Origin of the sequence: Burkholderia sp. Bp8991, assembly GCF_003853795.1 — a bacterium.
GTDB lineage: Bacteria > Pseudomonadota > Gammaproteobacteria > Burkholderiales > Burkholderiaceae > Burkholderia.
Window position 1 is genome coordinate 65,916 of sequence record NZ_QTQJ01000015.1, and the last position, 25,623, is coordinate 91,538.

The window sequence follows — 25,623 nt, forward strand, 5'->3', positions numbered from 1 at the left end:
CGTGGTACTCATGGATAGACCCGACGCAAGCCGGGAAGCGATGCATTCGCGGGCGACCGGCACCGTGCCGGCCGAGCGCCGCGCGATACGGTCAGAACGTGTGCGCGAGGCCGACCCGGACGTCCGCCTGATGACCTGTCGGTGCCGGCGCGAAACTCGCGCCGATCACGGCGTCGACTCCGCCGGACGCCTTCAGGTAATCGGAGGACAGGTAGACCGTCGTGCGCTTCGACAGGAAATACAGCGCAGCGGCCGTGACCTGGTTCCACGCGTGCGCTTCGAAACTGGTGTGCTGATAGCCGCCGACGAGCTGGAACGCCGGCGTCACCTGCCACGTCGCGCCGCCCTCGTAGACGTTCATGACCGACTTCGCGTCCTGGAACTTCAGCACCGTGTTGGTGTAGTTCGCATACAGCGTGACGTCGCCGATCGCATACGAGCCGCCGACACCCAGCGTGCCGAGGGAGCGGATCTGGAAATTCGGCGCGGTGTCGGTGACGCTGTCGCCCGCGCCCGTCGCGACCGGCAGGCCGAAGAACGAATGCACGCCGATCTGCGCGTACGGATCGATCGTCGGCGTGGCGACGAACGTGTACATGGTCGCGAGCGTCAGCGGGCCGTTCGTGTACTGCAGGCCCGCGCTCCAGCCGCTGCCGTCGTGGAAGCTGCCGGGGGTATTGCTGAACCCGTACATCGCGCCGAACTGGAATCCGCCCCACGTCGGGCTCATGTACTTGATCGAATTCGTCAGCCGATCGTTGTTCGTGCGGTCGAAATCGCCGAGGTGAATCGCATAGCCGCTGCCGGCCGAACTGACGTTGAGCGGCGCGAGGAATTCGGCCGTGAAGTCGAACTGCTTGCCCAGCGTGACCGAGCCGTAGGGTGTCTGTACGCCGACATACGCCTGTTGCCCGAACAACGTGTTGGCCTGGTTCAGTTGCCCGTTGTTCATGTTGAACAGCGAAGACAACTTGAAGATCGCGCGATTGCCACCGCCCAGGTCTTCCGCACCCGACATGATCCACACGTTCGGGAACAGCACGCCGCTGTCCATCTTGTAGTTGTGATGCCCGCCTTCGTTCGTCACGAATGTCAGGCCGTTGTCAAGCTTCCCGGAGAGCGAGATGCTGCTCTGTGCGAAGGCCGATCCGCTCAACGCCGCGCCGATCAGTGCGGCGATCGCTGTCTTTTTCATCTCCACCACTGTCTACCCCTCCATTTCAGTCTTTCGATACTGGATGCCGATGCACGGAATGCTTTTTTGATCTGTATAACTAATCATCCAGATGGCCACGTCGGAAGTGAAAGGTCGTGCGATCCGATCTGACGGCCCGACCGGACCGGATCGCAAGATGTCGATCACCTGGCATTCATGTTAAGGACACTTCCGCCGGCGACCATCGCCGAAGAGTCTCACCGCTTGTCAAATCGTCTCTTTGTTTTCGCCGGGAAAACCCGGCGTCGCGGCCGTCAGCCGATCCGCTCCGCATGCCGGCGGCCGAGCGCGTCGGTAAGCACGGCGACCAGCAGCACCACGCCGACGACGAGCGGTTGCCAGTTGGCATTGAGGTTCAGCAGATTCATCCCGTCGATGACAAGCGCCAGCGTCACGCAACCGAGCAGCGTGCCGAACAAGGTGCCGGTCCCGCCGAACAGCGAAGCGCCGCCGATCAGAATGGCCGCGATCGCAGGGAGCAGGATCGGCTCGCCCATCGTCGAATCGGCCGCATTCACGCGCGCCAGATAGACCACGGCCGCGATGCCGGCCATCAAGCCGCTGATCGTATAGACCGCGATCCGGCGGCGGCGCACCGGAATCCCGGACAGCCGCGCGACCTCCGGACTCGCGCCGATCGCGTAGATCTCGCGGCCGAAGTTCAGTCGCGCGGTGACGATCGATCCGACGACGAGCACGAGCAGCATCATGTAGACGGGAATCGGCACGCCCCACCAGAACCCGGTACCGAGCGCGCGAAAGCCGGCCGAAAAGCCGAAGATCTCGTTGCCGCCCATGTAGTGAAAGGCAAGGCCCTGCACGACCCAGAGCATCCCGTAGGTCGCCAGGAACGGCGGCAGCCTCAGGAACGTGACCGCCATGCCGTTCAGCAGTCCGATCGATGCGCCGCACGACATCGATATCGCGACGGCGAGCCACGGGGACACGCCCGCCTTCATCGCACCCGCTGCCAGACAGGCGGACAGCGTGAGATTCGCGGCGATCGACAGGTCGAACCCGCCCGACAGGATCACGATCGTGAGGCCGGACGCCAGCAGGAACATCAGGCTCGCCTGCCGCAGCACGTTCAGCAGGTTGCCGGACGTCATGAAGCCGTCCGATGCGAACGCAAGCGCAATCGCAATCGCGCCGACGAATACCGCTCGACAGATCAGCGCGTTCGCATCGTCGGACAGGCGGCCTCGGCGTTCGATGCGCCCGACGCGCACCGCCGCCGACGGAGAGGGATTCTGGAGATTCATGCTTGCGCTCCTGCGACACGGGATTGACGGACGCTATCGACGACGACGACCGCGAGAACCAGCAAGCCGATCGTCACGACCTGCAGCGACGATTCGATGCCGACCAGGTTGAGTGCGTTGCGCAGCACGCCGATCGTCAACACACCGATCGCCGTGCCGGGCAACCACCCTGCACCGCGCTCGAACGACGTGCCGCCGAGCACGACGGCCGCGATCGCATCGAATTCCATGCCGATCGCGGCATTCGGCTCCGCCGCGTTCATGCGCCCGACGAGCAGGAGTGCGGCGAGACCCGCGAACAGCCCGCTCATCGCGTAGATCGCGACGTGATGGACGCGCGCACGAACACCGGCCAGCGTGAGCGCGTCGCGGTTGCCGCCGATCGCGAACACATAGGCACCGAACCGCGTGTGGTAGAGCAGCAGATGCGTGACCGCGTAGGCCGCGACCGCGCACGCGATCGGGAACGGCACACCGAGTACCGACGCCCCGTACAGCGCGCCGACCGCGGGATTCGCGACGACGACCGCATTGCCGTCGGTCAGCACGAGCGCAACGCCATGCGCGACACCCAGCGTGCCGAGCGTCACGACGAACGGCGGCAGCGCGAGTCGCGCGACGAGCATCCCGTTCAGGAAGCCGATCGCGATCCCGACCGCCGCGGCCGCGCCGAGTGCGGCACCGACACCAGCGCCCGCACCGAGCATCTGCGCGAACACGACGCCGCACAGGCTCAGCAACGCGCCGACCGACAGGTCGAGCCCCTCACTCAGGATCACCAGCGTCATCGGCATCGCGATCATCACGAGGATCGCGACCTGGAGGCCGATGTCGACCAGGTTCGCGCGCGACGCGAATCCCGGTACACCGAACGCCGCCGCCGCGACCAGCGCGACGCTGGCCCATACGATCGAAGGCAGCGGCCGTTTGCGCCGTGCCGCCGAAACCCTGCCATTTCGTTTCGTTTCAATCGACATCGTCACCTCCATGCATCGCCAGACCCAGAATGCGTTGCTCGCTCAATTGTTCGCGCGGCAGTTCGCCCGAGATCGCGCCGCTGCGCATCACGTACGCGCGGTCGCAAACATGCACGATCTCCGACAGCTCCGAGCTGATCAGCAGCACTGCCGCGCCCTGCTCGACGAGCCGTTCGATCAGGTTGAAGATCTCCGTCTTCGCACCGATATCGATGCCGCGCGTCGGCTCGTCGAAGATGTACAGCCGACAGTCGGCGCTGAGCCATTTGCCGATCACGATCTTCTGCTGGTTGCCGCCGCTCAGGTTGCGCGCCCGTTTCGCCGGATCGCCCGGCGCGATCCGCAGCCGCTCGATCAGGTCGCGCGTCACGCGCCTCGCGCGGGCCGGGCGATACCAGCCGTTCGGGAACAGTCGCCACAGGCTCGACACGAGCAGGTTCTCGTGCACCGAGCGGCGCAGCGCGACGCCTTCGTGCTTGCGGTTTTCCGGAATCAGGCCGACGCCGCGCCTGACGACCTCGTGCGGGCCGCCCGATACCGCCTTGCCGAAGATTTCGATGCGCCCGCCCTGGATCGGGTCGGCGCCGATCACCGCGCGCGCGACCTCGGTCCGCCCGGCGCCGACGAGCCCCGACAATCCGACGATCTCGCCGCAGCGCACCTGCAGGTCGACGCCGTTCACGCCCGTCGACGTCGTCAGGCCGCGCACGTCGAGTGCCACCTCTCCGCATGCGCCGAAATAACGGCGCTCGTAGACCGCGCCGACCTTGCGCCCGACCATCAGCGCGATCAGCTGCTCAGGGGTCGCGTCGCCAGCCGGCATCGACGTCACGAGGCGCCCGTCGCGCAAGACGGTCACGCGATCGCCGAGATCGAACACTTCCTTCATCCGGTGCGAGATGTAGACGATCGCCACGCCGGAGGTGCGCAACCGATGCACGACCGCGAACAGTGCGTCGGCTTCCCGGTCCGAGATCGCGGCGGTCGGCTCGTCCATCACCAGCACGCGCGCATCGTGCGAAAGCGCTTTCGCGATCTCGACCATCTGCTGCTGCGCGACGCCCAGGTCCGCCGCGTGGGTGCGCGTGTCGTACGCGAGCCCCAGTTGCGCCAGCACGGCCGCCGCGTCCGCGTGCATGCGCCGGTGATCGACGAGGCCGAGACGGTTGCGCGGCTCGCGGCCGAGATAGATGTTCTGCGCGATCGACAGATGCGGCACGAGCGAGAACTCCTGGAAGATCACCGCGATGCCCAGGCGTTTCGCATCGGCGGGCGATTCGATCGCGACGGGCGTTCCGTCGTAGCGAATCTCGCCGCCATCGGCACGGTAAGCGCCGAACAGCACCTTCATCAACGACGACTTCCCGGCGCCGTTCTCGCCGAGCAACATGTGCACTTCACCCGGATACAGCGCGAGGTCGACGTCGGTCAACGCCGCCACACCCGGAAAATGCTTGCAGATCTTGCGTAATTCGAGACGCGGAACGCGCCCGGTCGAGGTTTCCATGTTCATCTCCACGGTGCGGTTCGGCGGTCGGCCGTGCATCATGCGGCGGCCGGCGCACGTACCGCGATACGGGCCGTCAGGCCGGCCCGCCTGCACGCGTCAGTTGCTGGCCACGTCGCTCCACGCCGGGCATTGACGCTGATCGCCCGGCTGCTCGAACGGCGCATAGTTCGTCTTGTCGATCACGATGCCCTTGATCAGCACCGTGTCGGGCACCGGCTCCTTCCGCAGCGTGCGGACCGCCGCCATCGTCGCGACGCAACCCATCCTGAAGCCGTTGAATTCGGCGGTCGCGAGCAGGCGCCCCTCCTTGATCGCCTTGACCGATTCGGGCACGCCACCGATGCCGACGACCTTCACCTGCTTCTGGCCCGCGGCCTCGAGGGCCTCGATCGCCCCCATCGCCATCACGTCGGCCGCCGCCAGTACGCCGTCGATCTTCGGATTCGACTGGATCAGGTTCTCCATCACCTGCAGCGCCTGCAGGCGCTGATAGTTCGCCGGCTGCGCCGCGAGCAGGCGAATGCCCGGGAATTCCTGAAGCGCCTTCCTGAAACCGCGCTCGCGTTCGTCGCTCGTCGTCGAGCCTTTCACGCCTTCGAGGATCACGACATTGCCCTTGCCGCCGAGACTCCTGAACAGGTATCGCGCGACGTCGAGACCGAGGTTGTAGTCGTCCGCGACGACGACCGACGAGAACTTGCCGCCCGCCACGCGATCGTTGTAGTTGACGACCGGGATGCCGATCGCGTTGATCTTCTGGATCGCCGGCACGACGCCGTGCGGATTCACGCCCATGAACAGCACGGCGTTCGGCTTCTTCACGCCGACGTCTTCGAGCTCGCTCAGCTGCTCGCCGAGATCGTTCGGGCGGGTCGGCGCGTAGTGCGTGACCGTCACGCCAAGCTGCTTCGCCTCGGCGTTGACGCCGGCGCGAACGAGCGCGAAATGCGGATCGACCTGGTTCTTGTAGAAGGCCGCGATCGTTTCGTTTGCCGCAAGCGCGCTCGCGCCGTGAGCAAGGCCGAGCGCCGCCGCACACGCGGCGGCGATGCGCATCGCCGCCCGACTGCCCGCCGGCTGCCGCCCGGAATTGTGGTTCGTCTCCATCCACTGTCTCCTGTCCGTCGTTCACGTTGGCCATGCCGCTAGCCGGCCTGGCACTCTGGGTGATCAAATGCAACCGTTTGCATAAATCCAGGCAAAACATCCACGCAACGCATCGGCGCTACTTACCGGTCGACGTCAATGAATCTGCATTTTTTCCCGGAATTTGCGGCATCCTTGCCGCCCGTGGTTTTCCCGGTCCTGCTACCGCTCCGATCGATCGCGTCGAGCTCGTGTTTTTCTTTATGCAAACGTATGCACATCGTACTCGACGCAAAACCTCTGTCAATGAGGTTTAGCGCTGAAAACATTAGGGTTTTACCTGCAACATTGATCGCAACCCATTGCATCGATACAATCGGATCCCTATCCACCGGCAGGTTCCATGAGCCCATCCTCCGACACGCGCGGCACCGGCCGCGTCACGATTCGCGAAGTCGCCGCGGCGGCGTCCGTCAATGCGTCGACGGTGTCGCGCGTGCTCAATCCGGCCACGCGTCACCTGATCGGCGACGAGGTCGTGCGCCGCGTGCTCGCGGCAGCGAAGTCGCTCGGCTATCGACAGAACCGCCTTGCCTCCGCGCTGCGCGGCGGGCAATCGAAGGTGATCGGCGTATGCCTGCCCGACATCTCGAATCCCGTGTTCCCGCCGATGGTCTGCGGAATCGAGGAGGAACTGTCAGCCGAGGGCTATGGCGTACTGATCGCGAACATCGTCGGCAATCCCAGGAATCAGGAACGGATGCTCGAGCAGATGCTCGAGCGCCAGGTGGACGGCCTGGTCCTCGCGACCGCCGCGCGGCACGATCCGCTCGTGCGACGCTGCATCCTCGACGGCGTGCCCGTCGTGCTCGTCAATCGCGGCGAGGACGGCGGTCACGTGCCCGAAGTCGTCAACGACGACTTCCTGTCCATGCGGCTCGCGGTCGAGCATCTGGTCGGGCTCGGGCATACGCGCATTGCGCACCTGTCGGGACCGGAACGGCTCGCGACCGGCCTGTCGCGACTACAGGGCTTCCAGATCGCGACCCAACAGTACGACCTTGCGGCCAACGTCATCGTGGAAGCCACCGAGTTCACGCGCGAAGCCGGACGCGCCGCCTGCGCGCAACTGCTCGACACGCACCGCAACGTGACCGCCATCATCGCGGCGAACGACCTGATCGCGCTCGGTTGCTACGACGTGTTCGCCGAGCGGCGGATCGCCTGCCCGAAGGACATCTCGCTGATCGGGCACAACGACATGCCGCTGCTCGACATGCTGAATCCGTCGCTGACCACGCTCCGGATCCAGCATCGCGAGATGGGCCGGCAAGCCGCACGCCTGTTGCTCGGCATGATCACGACGCCGGGTAAGGCGCCGCTGCGCATCACGCTGCCGCCCGAACTGGTCGTGCGCGGCTCGACCGGCGCGCCGCGTGCGGCGGGCGGCCGGGCGCGTTCGAGCTGACGAGTCGCACCGCGTCGCGCATGCACCCGCCGCACGCGCACTGCCCGCCGGTCAGAACAAGCGCGTCACCCTCATGACGACGGATCGCCGATCGATACAGGCGTTCCGCCAGAACTGTATTGGCGATCGTGAACGGCATTCCGCCGTGCGTCCGGACACGCGACGCGCACCGCGCATCGGGCATGCACGACCTGCCCGGCGCACACTTCGGCGGCGGTCCATGTCGTCAACGGCGCCCGCTCGTCGTGTCGGAAGCGCGTGCTCGCGCCCGAAACCGACGCCGCGCTTTCAGTGCGCGTCGTCGAATCGGGTGAATCGAATATACAGCGGGAGCCGCTTCGAAAGGTGACCGAAATGGTCTACGGCTTGTCGGATCGTCCGATAATCATGACCGGGCGCGGCCGGTCGCCACCGCGCTCGATCATCGACGGCATTGCACCGCCCGGCCTGCGGCCGCAGCTAGTCGTGCGAAGGACGCGCGAACGGCATCGCGAGCAGGATCCTGGCGGGACGGTCCGAGCGGTTGCGCAGTGCACGCCGCTCGCCCGGCGCGAGGCGGCACGAATCGAACACCTGCAAGTCGACTTCGGCACCATCCGTCTCGACGCACACCTGCCCCTCCAGGACGACGTAGTGCTTCTCGACGCCAGATCCCTCCATCGTCGTGTGCCCGCCGGGCTCGATCGTCGATACGCCGAGCCACAACGATTCGGCCGGACCTGCCTCGCGCCCCTGCAGCCGTACGCAGCGCATCCCGACGTGATTCGGAGGGAAGTAGTCGGGGGCATCCCGAAAGCGCGTCACGTTCATGGCTTGAGCAACACCCGGCTCGCGGTACCGCTGAATACCGTCCGATAGGCGTGCGCTGCATCCGCAAGGTCGAACACCGAGCCGGGATCGATCGGAAACGGCTTCAACACACCTTGCTCGAACGACGGCAACAACCTGTCGAGGATGTTCGCGCAGTGCCGCGTGTCGAGCGCGAGCGTGTCGATCCCGACGTAGGTATGCTGTCCGCGGTAGAACGCGAAGATGTCGAACGGTACCGCGCGCTCGATCGTCGAGATGAGGATCTGCGTGCCGCACACGGCCATCGCGCGATTCGCACGCTCGAAGTACGGACTCCCGACCGTGTTGTAGACGATGTTGGCGCCGCGGCCCGCCGTCATCTCGAGCACGAGTTCGTCGAACGGCTCCGCGGATGCGTTGATCATCGTCACGTCGCCGCTGGCGTGCCCGACGTACGACGGATCGTCTCGCACCACGCCGATCACTTCCGCCCCCGCCATGGTCGCCAGCTGGACGGTCGCTTGCCCGACCTTGCCGTTCGCACCCAGCACGAGCACGACGTCGCCGCGCCGCACGCCGCCGGCGCGGTGCAGGCCCTCGAATGCCGTGACGAACGGCACGCCGATCGAGCCCGCCTCGTCCATCGTCAGGTTTGCCGGTTTCTCGCGCACGGTATGTACCGGCACGACGAGATGGCTCGCGTGCGTGCCGTCGCGCCGGATGCCGAGTTCGCCGCTGCTGCCCCACACCGCCTTGCCGATCAGGTCCGGCGGACCGTCGATCACGCGTCCCGCGTAATCGCGGCCCGGCGTGCGCGGCCACACCGCGTGCGGCATGAAGCCGAGCACGGCCTTGACATCGCTCGGGTTGACGCCCGCGCTCTCGATTGCGATCACGCAGTCGGTCGCATCGATCCGCGGCACGGGCTGCGTGTCGATGTGCAGCGCGAGCGCGTTGATATCAGTACTTTTCTGCTGGACGCGAATGCATTTCATGCTCGATGGCCTCATGGAAAATTCGGATTCCGGCGCACGACACGATGACCGTCGGCCGATCGTGCCGGCGTGCGCCGTTGCCGCATGTCGTTCGCAGCGTTGCGCTCAGGACGCGAGACCGAGGCTCGCGCGCGCATCGCGGCACGTCGCGATCTCGCCGCCGAGCAGCGTGACGATCTCGCGGGCCCGCGCGACAAGCGCCGCATTGTTCTCGGCGAGCACGCCCTTCTCGATATAGATGTTGTCCTCGAGGCCGACGCGCACGTGCCCGCCCGCGAGCCATGCCTGCGCGACGATCGGAAACTCGAAGCGCCCGATGCCGAAGGCGGACCATATCGCACCCGGAGGCAGCAGCCCGCGCGCATACAGCAGCGTTTCGGGCGACGCGGCGAAGCCGTACTTGACGCCGCCGACGAACGTCCACAGGCCGGGGCCGTCGAGCACGCCGCTCGCCATCAGGTCGTGCGCCAGGTGGATATCGCCGGAGTCGAAGATCTCGAGTTCCGGCTTGACGCCGGCACGGCGTATCACCTCGGCCATCCGCGTGACGCTCTTCGGCGTGTTGATGACGACCTCGGCCCCCGAATTCATCGTGTTCAGGTCGAGGCTGCAGATATCGGGCTTCAGCGCGAGAATGTGCTCCACCCGCCGTTCGGGCGGCAGGAGCGTGGTGCCGGGAGCGGCCACCCGCGGGTCGTCGTCGCTCGGAATGAAACGTCCGCCCGGGCCTGTCGTCAGATTGATGATCAACTCGCGATCGACCGCGCGAATTCGCTCGACGACGTCGCGATAGAGTTCGATGTCCATCGACGGCCTGCCGGTGGCCGGATCGCGGACGTGGATGTGCACGACGGCGGCACCGGCCTGCGCGGCTTCGAGCGACGCGTTCGCGATCTGCTCGGGCGTGACCGGCAGCCCCGGATGCTGGTCGGGCCGCGTGATGTTGCCCGTGACGGCGCACGTAATGATGGTCTTGCGAGCATGCATGAGAAGCGCTCCTGGCAATCAGTTCAGACGGCGGCCGCCATCGACGACGATCGTGGTGCCGGTAGTGAACGTGAGCGTCGTCGCACACGCGACGATGGCGGCCGCGACATCGTCCGGTGCACCGATCCTGCGCAGCGGTGTCGTCGCCGCGGCCTTCTCGTTGAAATCGTCGCCGCGCCCCGGAACGAACTGCGTATCCACGACGCCGGGAGACACGTTCACGACGCGAATGCGCGGCGCCAGCGCGCGTCCGAGCGACAACGCCATCACGTCGATCCCCGCCTTCGCCGCGCAGTACGCCACGTTGCTGCCATTGCCCGTCGTCCCCGAGATCGACGACACGTTCACGACCAGCCCGTCGCCCGATTCGTCGAGCAGCGCGCGAAATGCCCGGATCGCCGCGAACTGGCCGCGCCAGTTGACCTTCATGATCTCGTCGATCAGGTCGTCCGTCAGCGCGTCGAGGTCCGCATGCCGGACCGGCTTCGTGAAGCCGGCGGCATTCACCAGGACGTCGGCCCGCCCGTAACGCGTGCGCACGTCGTCGGCAAGCGCGGCGAGCGTCGCGCTGTCGGTGATCGTCGCGATCGCGCCCGAGTGCCCTTCGCCGGGCAGCTTGTCGGCGATGTGCCGCGCGGCGTCGAGGTCGCTTCGTCCGACGACGACGACGCGCGCGCCCGCTTCGGCGAACTGCATGGCGGTCGCGAAACCGATGCCGCCGGTGCCGCCGAGAATGACGGCGACTTTATCGTTCAGATTGCGTGACACGGCCTGCTCCTGTTCAGTCGATTGGCGGCGTCGGGTACGTCGGCGTGCCGTCAGCCATCACGAATTCGAAATCGAGCGTGTAATACGCGTCGCCCGTTTCCGCGTGCGGCCCCGTCCCGGGCTCGTGACGCTCGAACGTGCCGACGAGGCGACGATTCACACCGAACACGACATCCGAGTCGAGATGCTCCGAATCATCGGCGAACACCTGCGACACCAGCGTCGCATGACCTTCCGCGACGATCACGAAATGGATGTGCGCGGGTCGATACGGATGGCGGCCCTGCGCGGCGAGCAGCGTGCCGACGGGGCCGTCGACGGGCACCGGGTAACCGGCGGGGCGCACGGTCCGAAAGTTGAAACGCCCGTGCGCGTCGGTATGAAAGCGACCGCGCAAATTGCGGTCGGGCTGCTCCGGATCCTGGTTCTCGTAGAGACCGACGGGCGATGCCTGCCACACATCGACCACCGCGTTCGCGACCGGCCGGCCCGACACGTCGAGCACACGACCGCGCATGAAAAGCGGCGAGCCGGGCGACCCGGGGCTTGCGATCGACCGGCCATCCTCGTAGACCGGCGAACCGCCGCGGTAGAACGGCCCTAGCAACGCGCCCGGCGTGCGATCGGTCGCGTCGGAATTGTTCAGCAATGCGACCAGCGTCGAAAAGCCGAGGACATCCGACAGCAGCACGACCTCGTTGTGGCGCTCGTTGCATGCGTGCCCCGCGGCCCGGATGAACGACAGGCCGCGCTCGAACTCCTCGTCCGTCAGCTTGACCTGCTTCAGGAACGCATGGCCGTGATCGACCAATGCATCGATGATCTCCTTCAGTCGGGCGTCCCGGGTTCCCGCCATCGCCGCCTTGACGATCGCGGTAACGGACGCGGGATCGTCGGTAATCGCACTCAATGTTGCCTGCTCCGTCATGATACCCTCCATGCAACCGTTTGCATAAGTTGATGCAATAGTACCTGCCTGACCGTAACAGGCTAGAGAGCGTTAACCCTGAATTTCGGCAATTTTTCAGTGAATATGGGTATGCTTCGCTTTGCAACCGTTTGCACCCAATCGAGCGAGAATGGACGCGGAGCCTGTCGGTTGCATCGCGCCAGCATGCACGGGAGGCCGCGGGCGGACGCCGTCACCCGCCACGCCACGCCGGGGCGCGGATACGGCGCCGGATCGTCATTGCCCGGGCGCGGACGCGCCGGCGGCAGCCTTCTGTGCATCGGCCTTGTGTTCCGCCCTTTGGAGGCTCTGCGGATAGTGATCGTCCTTGCTTACGCGATAACCGTTCTTCTCGAGCGCACTCAGTTCCTGGTTACGCTTCAGGCGAGCCTGCTTGCGCTGTGCCTTGCGTTGCGCTTTCAGTTCCTGCTTCGACATCGGTGCACTGGCCGCTGCCGGAGCGGCATCCGAATCCTGCGCGTACGCGGCCGGCGCACCCAGCAGCGCAACACCCGTCAGCACTGCAAGCGCGAGCGGCATCATGCCGGACTTGATCATGTCGATTCTCCTTTTTCGTCGACGAGCGAATGTCACGGTTCCGCGTGCCCGCCCCTCTCGATCCGCATCGTCCGCGGTTCCGGCCGAGGCCACGCCTATAAAACTTACATGACGGCGAGACGGATGTTCTTAAGATCACCTGAATTTTCCTGATCGATGACGACAACGACAGCAGGCCGCCCGGCGCACGGGCAACACGCCGTATCGCCCGCCGTGCGCTGCTCACGGGACACGACGATCGCCGAATGCACGCCGGACATGCACACACCATTGCGCTGAGGAAAGCGGAATTGAAACTGTCACTCGAAGCCCTCGAAGCCCTGGATGCGATCGACCGGACGCATTCGTTCGCCGATGCGGCTACCTTGCTGCACCGCGTGCCTTCGACCCTCAGCTATCTCGTGCAGAAGATCGAGAGCGATCTCGGTGTCGTCCTGTTCGATCGCAGCGGCCGCCGCGCGAGGCTGACACACGCGGGGCGTGTCGTCGTCGAGGAGGGCCGCCGGCTGCTCGCGGCCGCCGAGCAGCTCGAACTGCGAGCGCGCCGGATCCAGGACGGCTGGGAGACCGAATTGCACGTGTGCGTCGACGAAGTGCTGCCGTTCGCAGGATTCTGGCCGTACGTGCATGAATTCGACGCGCTCGAAATGGACACGCGCCTGCGCTTGTCGACGGGCGTGCTCGGCGGAACGTGGGATGCGCTCGTCTCGGGACGCGCGGATCTCGTCGTCGGCGCGACCGGCGAGCCGCCCGCGCTGACGGACATCGTCGCGCGCCCGATCGGCACGTTGCGTTACGTGTTCGCGGTCGCGCCGCATCACCCTCTGGCAACGATGCCTGAACCGCTCACGCTCCTCGCCGTGACGCAATTTCGATGCGCGGTGGTCGAAGGCCCCTCGCGCGAATCGCTGCTGCGGTCGGCGGCGTTCCAACCGTCCCAGCCCTACCTCGCGGTGCCGACCCTCGAGATCAAGCTCGCGGTGCTGTGCGAAGGGCTCGCCGTCGGCGCGCTACCCGCGGGCCTGGCCGCCCGCGCGATCGAGGAAGGCAAGCTCGTAACGCGCCAGGTGACCGGGATGCGAGAAACGACGCCATGCTATCTGGCATGGCGCGACGACGAAGCCGGACGCGCGCTGCGATGGTGGCGCGACAAGTTCGACCACCGGGATCTGCTCGAGCAATTCATTGCGCTGCAGTAAGCACGAGAAACTCGGTCGATCGGCGTATCGTTCGACGCATCATTCGCCTTTTCGAACAAGCACGGCATCGCTCGAACGATGCCACGCGCTGTTCCCGCGCCGATACTTCGAACGTTTCGATCGAATCAATCCGGTTTTTCGAAATGACATCCGGATAATCTGAATTGCACGTTCGAGCAATCATGTTTTACCAGCATGGGGATGCAGTCTCGGCTACACTGTTCTTACCGGTGACTGACAGGAAGGTTGAGATCGCCATACGCATCCGCATCGGAGGTAAATCACTATGGAATCCTTTATTAATACATTCGCAATCGCCGCGATGATCGCCATTCCCGCCGTGTCGTTCGCCCAACCGCAGAATCCGGCGAAGACCCGCACGGAAGTTCGCAACGAGCTGATCCAGATCGAGACGGCGGGTTACCGGCCGTCCATGGCCAGACGAACGCAATTTCCGGAAAACCTGCAGGCCGCCCAGGCGCGCGTTGCAGCAGTGAACGGCCAGAACGCGGACCGTCAGTGAGCCGGCAGCGGCCGGCGGCACCACCGCGCCCGACGCGCAATGACGAAGCGTTCCGCACATTCACCCGCACTAACGGCAGTCGCCGCCTCCTGATCACCGAAATCGTCGCTCCGGGGCTTGATCCGATTCGCGACCGGCAATCCAGGATGTTGATGAAGATCGTCGAGCGCGCACTTCGAGAGGCGAATGCAGCCGACCGGGTATTTCAATAGATCTTCCCGGATCGGCACCGTGGAGCCTTGGCCGCCGCTAAAGCGGCCGCAAGATCACGTCTCGTTCTTCGAGCGAGCCCGCACCGAGAGAATCTCCCTGTCAATCCCTCTGCGTGCGGGCGCGACGAAGAACGTCGACCGGAATTTCGCGGCCCGTCCCTGTTGCTCAAAAGAATGATGCGACTAGAACGAGTGGCGCATCCCGATCCTTAGTCTGCCGGTGTCGTGGTCGACGACGGCACGAAGCTGTAACCCACCACCGCGTTCACACCGCTCGACGCCTTCACGTAGTCTCCCGACAGATAGACGTCGGTCCGTTTCGACAACAGGTAATGGAGGCCAAGCGCCCCTTCGTTCCCGTGATGGCCTTCGAACGTCGTGTACTGATACCCTCCGATCACGCTGAACGACGGCGTCACCTGCCAGGCTGCACCGCCCTCGCCGACTTTCATTCTCGACGTTTGCCCGCCAGTTGAACCGCGCTCCTTCCACGATTTCCCGTGAGATTGCGCGTAACGGCGGAACGGGCCACTATCGAGCTCTGGAAGCGGATGAGCGAGCCTTGCAGGCTGCTCTGCGACCCAAACGCTGCTTCCTGGAGCAGAACCGGCGCTTGCGCTATGCGGTCGAGCGTAAGCTTTGCCGCGAATGGTCTCCAGAGCAAGTGAGCGGTTGGCTTAAGAACCGATATGCCGATGACGAGGCGATGCGCGTGTCTCACGAGACGGTCTATTGCGGCCAATGCGTCGCTGTCCGCGCTCGGCATCTCGCTCGGCGCGCGGATCATGGGGCGCGCGTGACCGGCCGGCCGCCGTGTGCGGGCTCGATCGTTTGCATCGACCGCCGATTCGTGATTCCAGGTCAAAAATGATTTCGCCGGCGGCCCGTTTTTCCGCGGCGTCGGGATACCTATATTGGCAGCACTCGCAACGACGACGACGTGGTTGCGGTTCACTCGACCCGATAGGTACCCCTGATGAAAACGCTCGTTTCTTCCACGCTTGCCGCACTGATCATCGCCACGCCGGCCGTTTCGTTCGCGCAGCAGCATGACCGCCCGCTGACCCGCGCCGAAGTGAAAGCCGAAATGGCCCGCCTCGCGGCCGTCGGCTATACGCCGGCACTGGACCACAACCAGTATCCGGTCGCGATCCTCGCCGCCGAAAAGCGCGTGCGTGAAAACGCCGTCGCGCAAGCGGCATCGAACACCGCACCGGCAGCCGACACGACCGGCTACGGCAGCGAAGGCACCAGCACCAGCGCATCCGGCCACGCGCTGACGACCAACGGCCGCGCCGCGATCTATCGCGGTCATTGAGCGGCGTCGACGCGCGCGAGCACCTTGCCCGCCACGCGCCCCCGCTCGTCCGTCCCCTCCGCATCGCCGGCCCGAATCGCCTGAACAGGCATTCGGGCCGCGCGTCGTCGCACCGCTTCCCGCATCACGCCCCTGCCGCGCGCATCGTCGCCGCACCGCGCGATTCGTGACTGCGCAGTACAAGTTCTTATGACGCCGCGTCCGTTTATCCATCGCGCGCCACGCACGATACTGCGCACCATCCGGCGCCGTGCGCGTCATTCGATACCCCGAACAACATGAACAGCTACCCAGGATTGAAGCGCTTCGCGCGACCGGCCGTGCTGGCCGCCCTTCCGCTCGCCGCATTGCTCACGTTGACGGGCTGCCGGTCGGACGACACCGCGCCGGCCCCGAAGCCGAACGTGATCGTCAGCGCACCCGTCGCGCGCAACGTGAACGACGTCGACGTCTACACGGGCCGTTTCGAAGCGGTCGACACGGTCGACGTGCGCCCGCGCGTGAGCGGCTATCTCGAACGCGTCGCGTTCCAGGATGGCGCGACCGTGAAAAAAGGCGACCTGCTGTTCGTCATCGATCCGCGCCCGTACCAGGCGGCGGTGACGGCCGCGCAAGGCACGCTCGAGCGCGCGCAGTCGCAACTGAAGCTGAGCCGGCAGGATTTCGAGCGGGCCAGCGTCCTGATCAAGACCGACACCATCGCGCAGAGCCTGTACGACCAGCGCCGCCAGGCCGTGCAAAGCGCGCAGGCCGACGTGACGAGCGCGCAAGGCGCGCTCGAACGCGCGCGGCTCGACCTGTCGTTCACGCGCATCGTCGCGCCGATGTCGGGGCGCATCAGCCGCAAGCGCGTCAGCGAGGGCAACCTCGTGAAGGGCGGCGACAGCGAAGCCACGGTGCTGACGACGATCGTGTCGCAGGACCCGATCGACATCTACTTCGACGTCGACGAGGAAAGCTACCTGCGCTACACGCGCGAAGCCGCGCAACATGGCGGCAGCGCGTCGTCGCGACAGGTGGCGATCGCGCTGCCGGGCGACGCGAAGCCGTCGCTGTCGGGCACGATGGATTTCGTCGACAACCGCCTCGACAATTCGACCGGCACGCTGCGCCAGCGCGCGCGCGTCGCGAATCCGGACGGGCGCCTGAGCCCTGGCCAGTTCGGCCGCGTGTCGCTGTCGAGCCGCGTCGCGCACGCGGCACTGCTCGTGCCGGATTCGGCCGTCGCGACCGACGCGACGCGCCGCGTGCTGTATTTCGTCGACGCGAACGGCACCGTATCGGTGCGCCCGGTGACGCCCGGCCGCCTGTTCGGCAACCTGCGTGAAATCGATGCGGGGCTGAAGGCCGGCGACCGCGTGATCGTCGACGGCTTCCAGCGCGTGCAGGCCGGCGATCAGGTCAATGCGGTGCCGCGCGCGATCGATGCGGCGCAGATGGCGAATGCGACGAATTCCGAAAAAGTTGCGAACGCAACCGCTGCGTCCAGAACCGCGACCGGGAGCGCGCAATGAACCTCGGCCGCCTGTCCGTCCAGCAGCCGGTGCTCGCGATCGTCCTGTCGATCGTGCTGACCATCGCAGGCGCGCTGGCCTATTTCTCGCTCGCGGTGTCCGAGTATCCGGACATCGCGCCGCCGACCGTCGTGATCCAGGCGAGCTACCCGGGTGCGTCCGCGGAAACCGTGTCGCAAACCGTCTCGACCCCGATCGAGCTGGAAGTGAACGGCGTCGAGGACATGCTGTACATGTACAGCCAGGCGACCTCCGACGGCAGCCTGAACATCACCGCGACGTTCAAGCCCGGCACCGACGTCGACAAGGCGCAGGTGCTGGTGCAGAACCGCGTCGCGCTCGCGACGCCGCGCCTGCCCCAGCCCGTGCAGCGCAGCGGCGTGTCGGTCCGCAAGTCGTCGCCGACGCAGCTCGGCACGATCTTCATCTACTCGCCCGACCAGCGCTACGATCCGCTGTACGTGTCGAACTACGCGATCCGCAACGTCGCCGACGTGCTGAAGCGGATCGACGGCGTCGGCGACATCAACCCGCTCGGCGCGCGCGAATACTCGATGCGCATCTGGCTCGACCCGGAACGCGTCGCGTCGTTCGGCCTGAGCCCGCGCGACCTCATCGCCGCGGTGCGCGCGCAGAACACGCAGCTCGCGGGCGGCGTGGTCGCGCAGGCGCCGATCACGAACCAGGCGTTCCAGCCGAACCTGATCTTCGAAGGGCGCCTGAAGCGGCCCGAGGATTTCAGCGACATCGTCGTCAAGCAGGGGCAGGACGGGCGTCTCGTGCGGCTGAAGGACGTCGCGCGCATCGAGGTCGGCGCGCTCGCGTACGCGACCGACAGCTACATGCTGCGCCACCCGACCATCGCGCTGCAGGTGCTGCAGCAGCCCGGCGCGAACGCGGTCGCGACGATGGACGCGGTCGAGAAGAAGATGACCGAGCTCGGCAAGGCGTTCCCGAAGGGCATCGTCTACAACATCGGCTACAACCCGACCGCGTTCATCGGCGACAGCATCCACGAACTCGTGAAGACCATCTACGAGGCGGTCGTGCTCGTGGTGTTCGTCGTGCTGCTGTTCCTGCAGGGCTGGCGGCCTTCGATCATCCCTATCCTGTCGATTCCGGTGTCGCTGGTCGGCACGTTCGCGGCGATGGCCGTGCTCGGCTACTCGATCAACAACCTGACGCTGTTCGGCCTCGTGCTCGCGGTGGGGATCGTCGTCGACAACGCGATCGTCGTGGTCGAGAACGTCGAGCGGCACCTGGCGGCCGGCACCGCGCCGCGCGATGCGACGCTGCTGACCATGAAGGAAGTCGGCGGCGCGCTGTTCGCGATCACGCTGGTGCTGTGCGCGGTGTTCGTGCCGACCTCGTTCATTCCGGGCATCTCCGGCCAGTTCTTCCGCCAGTTCGGCGTGACGATCGCCGTGTCGACCGCGATCTCGTTCTTCACGTCGGTCACGCTCGCGCCCGCGCTGTCCGCGATGATGCTGAAGGCGCACGACTCCGCGCACGATGCGCCGGCGTCGACGTCGCGCACGGTCGCGCTGCTCGCGCCGCTCATGCGCGCGGTGCAGCGTTTCGCGGATGCCTTCAACCGCGTGTTCCAGCGCGTGTCCGACGCCTACGGCGCGCTGGTCAGGAAGCTCGTGCGGATCATTCCCGCGATGAGCGTGCTGTACGTCGTGCTGATCGCGGCGACCGGCTATCTGCTGGTATCGAGCCCGAAGGGCTTCATTCCCGCGCAGGATCGCGGCTACCTGGTGGTGCTGGTGCGCACGCCCGACGGCGCGACGCTCGAACGCACGAGCGCGGTCGCGCGCAAGATCGAGGACATCGCGCTGTCGGTGCCGGGCGTCGCGCGCGTGCCGGTGTTCTCCGGCGTCAACGCAGCCACCGGCACGAATTCGGCGAACAGCGCCGGCCTGTTCCCGGTGTTCAAGCCCTGGCCCGAACGCAAGGCGCAGGGCCTCACCATCGACACGATCGCGGCCGAGCTGCGCAAGCGCCTCGCGGGCATCACCGAAGCGTCGATCGTCGTCGCGATGCCGCCGCCGGTGCAGGGCCTCGGCAGCACGGGCGGCTTCGCGATGCGGCTCGAAGACCGCAACGGCCTCGGCACGGCCGCGCTCGCGAAGGCGACGCAGGATCTCGTCGACGCCGCGAACCGCACGCCCGGCATGGTCGGCGTCTACACGCCCTACTCGGCGACGAGTCCGCAGGTTCACGTCGAGCTCGATCGCGAGAAGGCGGAGATGCTCGGCGTGCCGAGCCAGGAGATCAATGACGCGGTCGAAACGTATTTCGGCTCGACCTACATCAACGACTTCAACATCGTCGGGCGCACCTATCGCGTCACCGCGCAGGCCGACCTGCCGTTCCGCGTGACGGCCTCCGACCTCGGGCGCCTGAAGGTGCGCAACCGCGACGGCGACATGGTGCCGATCGGCAGCGTCACGCGCATCGACGACACGCTCGGCGTCGATCGCGCACCGCGCTACAACCTGTATCCGGCCACCGAGATCAACGGCGATACCGCACCCGGCCTCGGTTCCGGTTTTGCGATCAAGACGATGGAGACGCTCGCGAAGCAGGTGCTGCCGCCGGGCATCTCGTTCGAATGGACCGACTTGTCGTACCAGCAGACCACGGCCGGCAACACGGGGCTGCTCGTGTTCCCGCTGTGCGTGCTGCTCGTCTATCTGGTGCTCGCCGCGCAGTACGGCAGCTGGAGCCTGCCGGTGTCGATCCTGCTGATCGTGCCGATGTGCCTGCTGGCCGCGTCGCTCGGCGTGCGCGCGCTCGGCCAGGACGTGAACATCCTCACGCAGATCGGCTTCATCGTGCTGGTCGGGCTCGCCGCGAAGAACGCGATCCTGATCGTCGAGGTCGCACGGCAGCTCGAGGCCGACGGCAGGGAGCTGGTCGACGCGGTGGTCGACGCGTGCGTGCAGCGGCTGCGCCCGATCGTGATGACGTCGCTCGCGTTCATTCTCGGCGTGCTGCCGCTCGTGATCTCCGAAGGCGCCGGCGCGGAAATGCGCCAGGCGGTCGGCGCGGCCGTGTTCTTCGGGATGATCGGCGTGACGTTCTTCGGGCTGCTGTTCACGCCTGTGTTCTATGTGCTGGTCCGCCGGCTCGCGACACGCAAATCCGGCGTCGCGGCGGCGGCCGCGGAGGTGGTGCAATGAAATTCATCCGACTCGTGGCCGCGCTGTCCGCGGCGGCCGTCCTGACCGCGTGCACGAGCGCGCCGGTCGCCACCGTCGCCCCGCCGCCGCTCGCCGCGACCTACGCGAACGCGGATCTCGTCGCCGCCGGCCCTGCCGCCGCGACCGACGCGTGGTGGCACGGCTTTCACGATCCGATTCTCGACCGGCTGGTCGATCGCGCGCTCGCCAACAACCTCGACCTGAAGGCGGCGGTCGCGCGCATCGACGCGGCGCGCGCGGTACGGATCGGCGCCGCGTCGCAGTGGTTCCCGTCGCTCGATCTGAATGCGGGCGCCGGCCGTCAGCGTCTGTCCGCGTCGCAGGCGTTCCCGACCGACACGCCGACGACCGGCAATGCGTTCGACCTGAATGCGAGCGTCGCGTGGGAAATCGACATCTTCGGGCGCATCCGCCAGGGCGTGTCGGCCGCCGACGCCGACATCGCGTCCGCGCAGAACGACGCGGCGGCCGTGCGGATCGCGACGATCGACGAAACCGTGCGCACCTACGTGACGGTGCGCGGGCTCGAGCAGCGGCTCGCGCTGGTCGAGGCGAACGCAGAGAGTCAGCGCGGCACCGAGGCATCGACGCGGCGCCTGTTCGACGCGGGCGTCGTGCCGATCGCCGACGTCGACCGCGCCGCCGCGCAGGCGGAAACCACGCTCGCCGAGTTGCCCGTGCTGCAGTTGCAGCGGCAGGCCGCGATTCACCGCTTGTCGATCATCACCGCGGCGACGCCGCAGGACGTCTATGCGCAACTCGATCCGCCCGCGCCGGGGCCGGTGTGGACGGCAGCGGCGCCGGGCATCGGCACGCCAGCCGACCTGCTGCGCCGCCGGCCCGACGTGCGCGCCGCCGAAGCGAGGGTCGTCGCCGCGTATGCACGCATCGGCGTGGCCGAAGCCGATCTCAGGCCGCACCTGCAGCTGATCGGCGTGATCGGCGCGGCCGTCGACGGCTTCTCCGGCGCGACGCTCGCGCGTTCGCTCGCCTGGATGGCCGGCGCCGGCGCGAGCGCGCCGCTGTTCGACGGCGGACGGCGCCGCAGCATCGTCGCGTTGCGACGCGCGCAGGCCGATCAGGCCGTCGCCGCCTATCGCTCGACCGTGCTCGGCGCGGTCAGCGATGTCGAAACGTCGCTCGCCGCAACCGCCCGCGATCACAGCCGGACCGAGCGCCTCGAACGCGCGGCGTCGAATGCGCGCGATGCCTATGCGCAGATCAACCGGTCGTGGCGCAGCGGCGAATCGGCGTTCATCGACACGCTGGAGGTGCAGCGCTCGCTGCTCGCGGCCGAGGATTCGCTCGCGCAGGCGCGCACCGACGAGATGCTCGCGCAGGTCAGGCTGATGACCGCGCTCGGGCAGTAGGCGGGTTGGTGCGATGCGGCTGGTGCGGCGCATCGGTCGCGTTGGTCGCGTCGGTCGCCATGAAAAAAGGGCGACGTGCCCGATATCGATCGAACACGTCGCCCTTCGCACGAGACGAGCGGCGGTTTGCGCGCCCCTTCAGTCGATATCGCCGCCTTCCTTCAGCTGTGCGCTCAAGTAGTCCAGAAAACTGACGATGCGCGACGACAGCGTAGCGTTGCGATAGTAGACCGCGTGAATCGGCTGGCGGAATTCGGTCGTGTCGTCGACCAGCACTTCGACGAGGCTGCCGTCGCGGCGATGGGTGCCCGTCATGTAGTCGGCGAGGCACACGATGCCCGCGCCGTTAAGCGCGAGCGTCAGCAGCGTCTCGCCGCTCGACGCCTGCAGCGCGGGATGGATCCGGTATACGTCGCCGTCCGCGGTGCGCAGCGGCCAGTGGTTCAGCGTTTCGGGCTGCACGAAGCCGAGCAGCGTATGGTCCGCGAGATCGGCCACGCGCGTCGGCACGCCGGCCTTCTCCAGGTACGCGGGGCTCGCGAGAATGCGCAGCCGGCTGCTGCCGAGCTTGCGCGCGTGCAGCGTCGAATCGCGCAGCTCGCCGATCCGGATCGCGACGTCGGCGCGCTGTTCGAGCAAGTCGATGATTTCGTCGCTGGTATGCAGTTCGGCCGCGATCGCCGGAAACGCTTCGCGAAAGCCCGGCATCATCGGCGCGATCACGTGCTGCATGAACGGCATCGCCGCGTTGATGCGCAACCGCCCGGCCGGCTTCTCGCGCTGGCTGGCGAGCTGTTCCTCGGCGAATTCGACCGACGCGATGATCTCGCGCGCGTATTCGAGGAACAGCGTGCCCTCTTCCGTCACTTCGAGCCGGCGCGTCGTGCGGCGGATCAGCGTCGTGTCGAGCTTTTCCTCGAGACGCCGCAGGATCCGGCTCATCACCGACGTCGGCTGGTGGAGCTTGTCCGCCGCCCCCGTCAACGAGCCGGTATCGGCGATGGTCACGAATGCGAGCATCTCGTCGAGGGTGGTCTTCATGGTCGGGAATCGGTGACGGTTTCAGAATCGTCACGATAGTGCCGCAGCGCCCGTTTGATAAGCGGGAGCCGGCGCGAATCATAGTTGATTCAGATTCAAGAATGCGCGGCCAATATTGTCCGAGCAATGCGATCGCGGGCCGGGGGGCGCACGCGCCCGGGAGGGCGCGTGTTGCGTGTTGCGTGTTGCGTGTTGCGTGCTGCGTGCTGCGTGCTGCGTGCTGCGTGCTGCGTGCTGCGTGCTGCGTGCTGCGTGCTGCGTGCTGCGTGCTGCGAAGCAATTCTGCGGCGTCAGGCCGCGATCGGCATGTCGTGGCGGATCCAGTCCTGCATCGCGCCATGCTGCGGCGCCCAGCCGAGTTCCTGCCGCGCGCGCACGGCTTTCACGCGGCTGTTCGACGCCAGCGAGAAATGCGCGCGCGAGTGGCCGAGCACCTGCTCGGCCTCGGCGATGTCCCACTCGACGACCGACGGCAAACCGAGACGCGCGGCGAGCGCCGCGCCGATGTCCGCGAACGACGCTTCGCCGTTCTCCGCGAAATACAGCGCGCCGGGCGCCGCGTGCCGCATCGCGCGCACGTAGAGATCGGCGACGTCCTCGACATGCACGTTCGACCAGCGGTTCAACCCCTTGCCGATCACGCGGACCGCGCCGGCCTCGCGCGCGATCGCCGCGAGCAGCGGAAGCTGCGCGCTGTCGCGCCGGATGCCGAGCCCGTCGCCGTAGATCATGCTGTTGCAGATCACCGCCGAGCGGATGCCGAGCGTCGCCGCCGACATCACGAGCTGATCGATCGCACGGCGCTCGGGCTTGGCCGGCGCGACGACCGGCGTCGCTTCGTCGAACACCGGCGCGTCGCCGTGCGCGCCCTGTGCGTCGTCCGCGATCACGCTGGTGCCGCTGGTATGCAGGAACGTCTTGCCCGAGCCGCTCAGCGCCGCGACGATCGTCTCGACCGATGCGCGGTGGTCGCTGCTCGCCGCGTTGATCACGCAGTCCGCGTCGCTCGCGAACGCATGCAGCAGCGCCGTGTCGTCGAGCGTGCCGATGACCGGCAAGATGCCGGCTGCCGCGAGTGTCGCGGCCTTCTCGCCGTTGCGCGCCAGCCCGGTGACGACATGCCCTTCCGATACCAGCCGTGCGGCCACCGAGCCGCCGATGTAGCCGGCCGCGCCCGTCACGAATACCTTGATGCCCTTCATCCACCGCTCCGATGGCGAGGCCGCGAAACTGCCCGCGCCTCGCGGAAATGAGTCGGCCCGCGCGCACCGGTGTCGGATGGGCGCGGGCCGTCGATGCCGGCCGTGCGGCGCGTCGAACCTGCGCAACGCGGCCTGTAGCGTCAGTATCGATGCCGCGCGCGGGCGGCGAAAGAGGCGGATCGCGAAAAGAGTTTTGATCCGGGCGGGAAGATCGGCGGCGGCGCCGCGTCAGTGCCGGATCCTCCAGGCTACGGCTTGCCGCCCAGCGACTCGACGATCCGGTACGCAGTCTTCACACGATCCTCGATCGGGAAGCTGCGGTTCGCGAGCATCACGATCGCGAGCCGCTTCGCGGGCACGAACGCGACATAGGTACTGAAGCCGTTGGTCGACCCCGTCTTGTTGATCCACGCGTCCGGGCGCGGTGCGAGCGGCGGCTTGAGTTCGATCGCGGGCGTCGCGTCGTGAAGCATCGGCGGCGCATTCCCCGCGAGCAGCGTCGGCAATGCGACCGGATACGGATACTGTTCCCAGATCAGGTCCTGCGTGAACGGCCCCGCGTGGAAATAGCCGGTGTGCGTGCGTTCGAGCGCACGCTGCAACCGCGGCGCCGTTTCGACGAGCCCCATGTTCGCCTGCACGAAGCGCAACAGGTCGGCCGCCGTCGTCCTGACGCCGTACGCCGGCTGCCACAGCATGCCGCCCGTCATCCGGATCGGCTTGCCGTCCTGCGTATAACCCTGCGCATAGTCGGCCTGGCGCGCGGCGGGCACGTTGATGTAGGTGTGCGCCATCCCGAGCGCGGGAAACAGCCGCTGTTCCATCAGCCCCGCGAAGTCGCGGTTCATCGCCATCGCGGTGAGCTGCCCGAGCATCCCGATCGCCACGTTCGAATAGGTGCGCCGCGTGCCCGGCGCGTACGCGGGGCGCCACGCGTCGAGATAGCGCATCAGGCCCGCGTCGTCACGGATGCTGTCGGGCACCTGCAGCGGCATCCCGCCGGGCGTGTGCGTGCCGAGCTCGAGCAGCGTCACGCGGCCGAACGGCTTGCCCCGCAGCGCGGGCAGATACTTGCCGGCCGGGTCCGTGAGCGACAGCTCGCCGCCCTCCTGCGCGTCGGATGCGAGCGTCGCGGTCAGCGTCTTGCTGACGGAGCCGATCTCGAACAGCGTGTCGCCGGTCACCGGCTGGCCGGTTTGCGTCGACATCACGCCGTAGTCGAACACATAAGGCTTGCCGTCGGCGACGATGCCGATCGCCATGCCGGGAATGGCGAACTGCTTCATCAGCGGTGCGACGTGGCGGGTTACGGTGTCGTGAATCTCGTCCTGCGTGGCGGCGGCCGCGCGGCCGGCCGTGGTGGCGGCGCATGCGGCGACGAACAGGGTCGCGGCGATGCGGATCGCGTTGAATCGCATGGGTGCGGTTCCTTCGATTTTCAGATGGTTGCATGAACAACGGATTCGGCCG

At 66.8% G+C, this 25,623-nt stretch carries 22 protein-coding genes and 1 pseudogene; 8 read left to right on the top strand and 15 right to left on the bottom strand.

The annotated features are described in order from the left end of the window. Positions 1 to 91 precede the first annotated feature (91 nt). From DIE02_RS18590 to DIE02_RS18610, 5 genes are all read right to left on the bottom strand, one after another. Positions 92 to 1,195 carry a porin gene (locus DIE02_RS18590; RefSeq protein ID WP_124521151.1) on the bottom strand — a complete coding sequence of 368 codons (1,104 nt, stop codon included), beginning with the start codon at positions 1,193 to 1,195 and terminating at the stop codon, positions 92 to 94. A gap of 275 nt (positions 1,196 to 1,470) precedes the next feature. Further along, positions 1,471 to 2,478, bottom strand: a complete 1,008-nt coding sequence (locus tag DIE02_RS18595) for an ABC transporter permease (RefSeq protein WP_124529642.1) — start codon at positions 2,476 to 2,478, stop codon at positions 1,471 to 1,473. Next, the gene (locus DIE02_RS18600) at positions 2,475 to 3,455 is read right to left on the bottom strand and encodes an ABC transporter permease (RefSeq protein ID WP_124521155.1); all 981 of its coding nucleotides are present in this window, start codon (positions 3,453 to 3,455) and stop codon (positions 2,475 to 2,477) included. The genes DIE02_RS18595 and DIE02_RS18600 overlap by 4 nt, the downstream gene beginning before the upstream one ends. Then, positions 3,445 to 4,962: a sugar ABC transporter ATP-binding protein gene (locus DIE02_RS18605; protein WP_221623419.1), complete on the bottom strand. Its 1,518-nt coding sequence runs from the start codon at positions 4,960 to 4,962 to the stop codon at positions 3,445 to 3,447. Before DIE02_RS18605 ends, DIE02_RS18600 begins: the two co-directional genes overlap by 11 nt. Positions 4,963 to 5,061: 99 nt before the next feature. Then, positions 5,062 to 6,072 (bottom strand): sugar ABC transporter substrate-binding protein, encoded by a 1,011-nt coding sequence (locus tag DIE02_RS18610; RefSeq protein WP_124521159.1) that lies wholly within the window; start codon positions 6,070 to 6,072, stop codon positions 5,062 to 5,064. A 382-nt stretch (positions 6,073 to 6,454) separates the two neighbouring features. Between DIE02_RS18610 and DIE02_RS18615 the strand changes: the two genes are divergently transcribed. Next, positions 6,455 to 7,519, top strand: coding sequence for a LacI family DNA-binding transcriptional regulator (locus tag DIE02_RS18615; protein ID WP_124521161.1), 1,065 nt, complete (start codon positions 6,455 to 6,457; stop codon positions 7,517 to 7,519). 459 nt (positions 7,520 to 7,978) lie between these two features. Here DIE02_RS18615 and DIE02_RS18620 read toward each other — a convergent pair whose 3' ends face one another. From DIE02_RS18620 to DIE02_RS18645, 6 genes are all read right to left on the bottom strand, one after another. Further along, positions 7,979 to 8,329, bottom strand: coding sequence for a cupin domain-containing protein (locus tag DIE02_RS18620; RefSeq protein ID WP_124521163.1), 351 nt, complete (start codon positions 8,327 to 8,329; stop codon positions 7,979 to 7,981). Next, complete coding sequence (locus DIE02_RS18625; protein ID WP_124521165.1) at positions 8,326 to 9,303, bottom strand: zinc-binding alcohol dehydrogenase family protein; 978 nt, start codon at positions 9,301 to 9,303, stop codon at positions 8,326 to 8,328. Before DIE02_RS18625 ends, DIE02_RS18620 begins: the two co-directional genes overlap by 4 nt. Before the next feature lie 105 nt (positions 9,304 to 9,408). Further along, positions 9,409 to 10,290 (bottom strand): 3-keto-5-aminohexanoate cleavage protein, encoded by an 882-nt coding sequence (locus DIE02_RS18630; protein WP_124521167.1) that lies wholly within the window; start codon positions 10,288 to 10,290, stop codon positions 9,409 to 9,411. Positions 10,291 to 10,308: 18 nt separating this feature from the next. Then, entirely contained in the window at positions 10,309 to 11,058 is a 750-nt protein-coding gene (locus DIE02_RS18635; protein ID WP_044847082.1) for an SDR family NAD(P)-dependent oxidoreductase, read from the bottom strand. A gap of 13 nt (positions 11,059 to 11,071) precedes the next feature. Continuing rightward, positions 11,072 to 11,986: a dioxygenase gene (locus DIE02_RS18640; RefSeq protein ID WP_260427860.1), complete on the bottom strand. Its 915-nt coding sequence runs from the start codon at positions 11,984 to 11,986 to the stop codon at positions 11,072 to 11,074. 258 nt (positions 11,987 to 12,244) lie between these two features. Then, positions 12,245 to 12,565, bottom strand: coding sequence for a hypothetical protein (locus DIE02_RS18645; protein WP_124521171.1), 321 nt, complete (start codon positions 12,563 to 12,565; stop codon positions 12,245 to 12,247). 290 nt (positions 12,566 to 12,855) lie between these two features. On the opposite strand from DIE02_RS18645, the gene DIE02_RS18650 reads away from it, so the two are divergent. After that, entirely contained in the window at positions 12,856 to 13,764 is a 909-nt protein-coding gene (locus DIE02_RS18650; protein WP_124521173.1) for a LysR substrate-binding domain-containing protein, read from the top strand. 286 nt (positions 13,765 to 14,050) lie between these two features. Further along, positions 14,051 to 14,287 (top strand): DUF4148 domain-containing protein, encoded by a 237-nt coding sequence (locus DIE02_RS18655; RefSeq protein WP_124521175.1) that lies wholly within the window; start codon positions 14,051 to 14,053, stop codon positions 14,285 to 14,287. 395 nt (positions 14,288 to 14,682) lie between these two features. Here the strand turns inward: DIE02_RS18655 and DIE02_RS18660 are convergent. Next, a pseudogene (locus DIE02_RS18660) lies at positions 14,683 to 14,966 on the bottom strand (porin); the annotation flags it as partial. Positions 14,967 to 14,971: 5 nt separating this feature from the next. Between DIE02_RS18660 and DIE02_RS18665 the strand changes: the two are divergent. The 5 genes from DIE02_RS18665 (at position 14,972) to DIE02_RS18685 (ending at position 21,910) form a co-directional block, all read left to right on the top strand. Then, positions 14,972 to 15,370, top strand: a complete 399-nt coding sequence (locus tag DIE02_RS18665; protein ID WP_260427861.1) for a helix-turn-helix domain-containing protein — start codon at positions 14,972 to 14,974, stop codon at positions 15,368 to 15,370. A gap of 105 nt (positions 15,371 to 15,475) precedes the next feature. Continuing rightward, on the top strand, positions 15,476 to 15,817 hold the full coding sequence (locus tag DIE02_RS18670; protein ID WP_124521177.1) for a DUF4148 domain-containing protein: 342 nt from the start codon (positions 15,476 to 15,478) through the stop codon (positions 15,815 to 15,817). Between the two features lie 278 nt (positions 15,818 to 16,095). Then, positions 16,096 to 17,331 carry an efflux RND transporter periplasmic adaptor subunit gene (locus DIE02_RS18675; protein ID WP_124522888.1) on the top strand — a complete coding sequence of 412 codons (1,236 nt, stop codon included), beginning with the start codon at positions 16,096 to 16,098 and terminating at the stop codon, positions 17,329 to 17,331. Beyond that, positions 17,328 to 20,519, top strand: coding sequence for an efflux RND transporter permease subunit (locus DIE02_RS18680; protein WP_124522890.1), 3,192 nt, complete (start codon positions 17,328 to 17,330; stop codon positions 20,517 to 20,519). The genes DIE02_RS18675 and DIE02_RS18680 overlap by 4 nt, the downstream gene beginning before the upstream one ends. Continuing rightward, on the top strand, positions 20,516 to 21,910 hold the full coding sequence (locus tag DIE02_RS18685; RefSeq protein WP_124521183.1) for an efflux transporter outer membrane subunit: 1,395 nt from the start codon (positions 20,516 to 20,518) through the stop codon (positions 21,908 to 21,910). The genes DIE02_RS18680 and DIE02_RS18685 overlap by 4 nt, the downstream gene beginning before the upstream one ends. A gap of 138 nt (positions 21,911 to 22,048) precedes the next feature. Here DIE02_RS18685 and DIE02_RS18690 read toward each other — a convergent pair whose 3' ends face one another. The 3 genes from DIE02_RS18690 to ampC form a co-directional block, all read right to left on the bottom strand. After that, entirely contained in the window at positions 22,049 to 22,951 is a 903-nt protein-coding gene (locus tag DIE02_RS18690; RefSeq protein WP_124521185.1) for a LysR substrate-binding domain-containing protein, read from the bottom strand. Between the two features lie 290 nt (positions 22,952 to 23,241). Further along, on the bottom strand, positions 23,242 to 24,153 hold the full coding sequence (locus DIE02_RS18700; RefSeq protein WP_124521187.1) for an NAD-dependent epimerase/dehydratase family protein: 912 nt from the start codon (positions 24,151 to 24,153) through the stop codon (positions 23,242 to 23,244). Positions 24,154 to 24,401: 248 nt separating this feature from the next. Then, a complete protein-coding gene (ampC, locus tag DIE02_RS18705) occupies positions 24,402 to 25,571 on the bottom strand; it encodes a class C beta-lactamase (protein ID WP_124521189.1) in 1,170 nt (389 codons plus the stop codon). Positions 25,572 to 25,623 lie beyond the last annotated feature (52 nt).

Excerpts from the sequence above, each read along its gene's own strand:
- DIE02_RS18685 (WP_124521183.1), top strand. The coding sequence starts at position 20,516 with ATGAAATTCATCCGACTCGTGGCCGCGCTGTCCGCGGCGGCCGTCCTG.
- DIE02_RS18630 (WP_124521167.1), bottom strand. The coding sequence starts at position 10,290 with ATGCATGCTCGCAAGACCATCATTACGTGCGCCGTCACGGGCAACATC.
- DIE02_RS18640 (WP_260427860.1), bottom strand. The coding sequence starts at position 11,986 with ATGACGGAGCAGGCAACATTGAGTGCGATTACCGACGATCCCGCGTCC.
- DIE02_RS18625 (WP_124521165.1), bottom strand. The coding sequence starts at position 9,303 with ATGAAATGCATTCGCGTCCAGCAGAAAAGTACTGATATCAACGCGCTC.
- DIE02_RS18605 (WP_221623419.1), bottom strand. The coding sequence starts at position 4,962 with ATGGAAACCTCGACCGGGCGCGTTCCGCGTCTCGAATTACGCAAGATC.
- DIE02_RS18670 (WP_124521177.1), top strand. The coding sequence starts at position 15,476 with ATGAAAACGCTCGTTTCTTCCACGCTTGCCGCACTGATCATCGCCACG.
- DIE02_RS18615 (WP_124521161.1), top strand. The coding sequence starts at position 6,455 with ATGAGCCCATCCTCCGACACGCGCGGCACCGGCCGCGTCACGATTCGC.
- DIE02_RS18680 (WP_124522890.1), top strand. The coding sequence starts at position 17,328 with ATGAACCTCGGCCGCCTGTCCGTCCAGCAGCCGGTGCTCGCGATCGTC.
- DIE02_RS18675 (WP_124522888.1), top strand. The coding sequence starts at position 16,096 with ATGAACAGCTACCCAGGATTGAAGCGCTTCGCGCGACCGGCCGTGCTG.
- DIE02_RS18645 (WP_124521171.1), bottom strand. The coding sequence starts at position 12,565 with ATGATCAAGTCCGGCATGATGCCGCTCGCGCTTGCAGTGCTGACGGGT.
- ampC (WP_124521189.1), bottom strand. The coding sequence starts at position 25,571 with ATGCGATTCAACGCGATCCGCATCGCCGCGACCCTGTTCGTCGCCGCA.
- DIE02_RS18655 (WP_124521175.1), top strand. The coding sequence starts at position 14,051 with ATGGAATCCTTTATTAATACATTCGCAATCGCCGCGATGATCGCCATT.
- DIE02_RS18620 (WP_124521163.1), bottom strand. The coding sequence starts at position 8,329 with ATGAACGTGACGCGCTTTCGGGATGCCCCCGACTACTTCCCTCCGAAT.
- DIE02_RS18690 (WP_124521185.1), bottom strand. The coding sequence starts at position 22,951 with ATGAAGACCACCCTCGACGAGATGCTCGCATTCGTGACCATCGCCGAT.
- DIE02_RS18700 (WP_124521187.1), bottom strand. The coding sequence starts at position 24,153 with ATGAAGGGCATCAAGGTATTCGTGACGGGCGCGGCCGGCTACATCGGC.
- DIE02_RS18595 (WP_124529642.1), bottom strand. The coding sequence starts at position 2,478 with ATGAATCTCCAGAATCCCTCTCCGTCGGCGGCGGTGCGCGTCGGGCGC.
- DIE02_RS18590 (WP_124521151.1), bottom strand. The coding sequence starts at position 1,195 with ATGAAAAAGACAGCGATCGCCGCACTGATCGGCGCGGCGTTGAGCGGA.
- DIE02_RS18610 (WP_124521159.1), bottom strand. The coding sequence starts at position 6,072 with ATGGAGACGAACCACAATTCCGGGCGGCAGCCGGCGGGCAGTCGGGCG.
- DIE02_RS18600 (WP_124521155.1), bottom strand. The coding sequence starts at position 3,455 with ATGTCGATTGAAACGAAACGAAATGGCAGGGTTTCGGCGGCACGGCGC.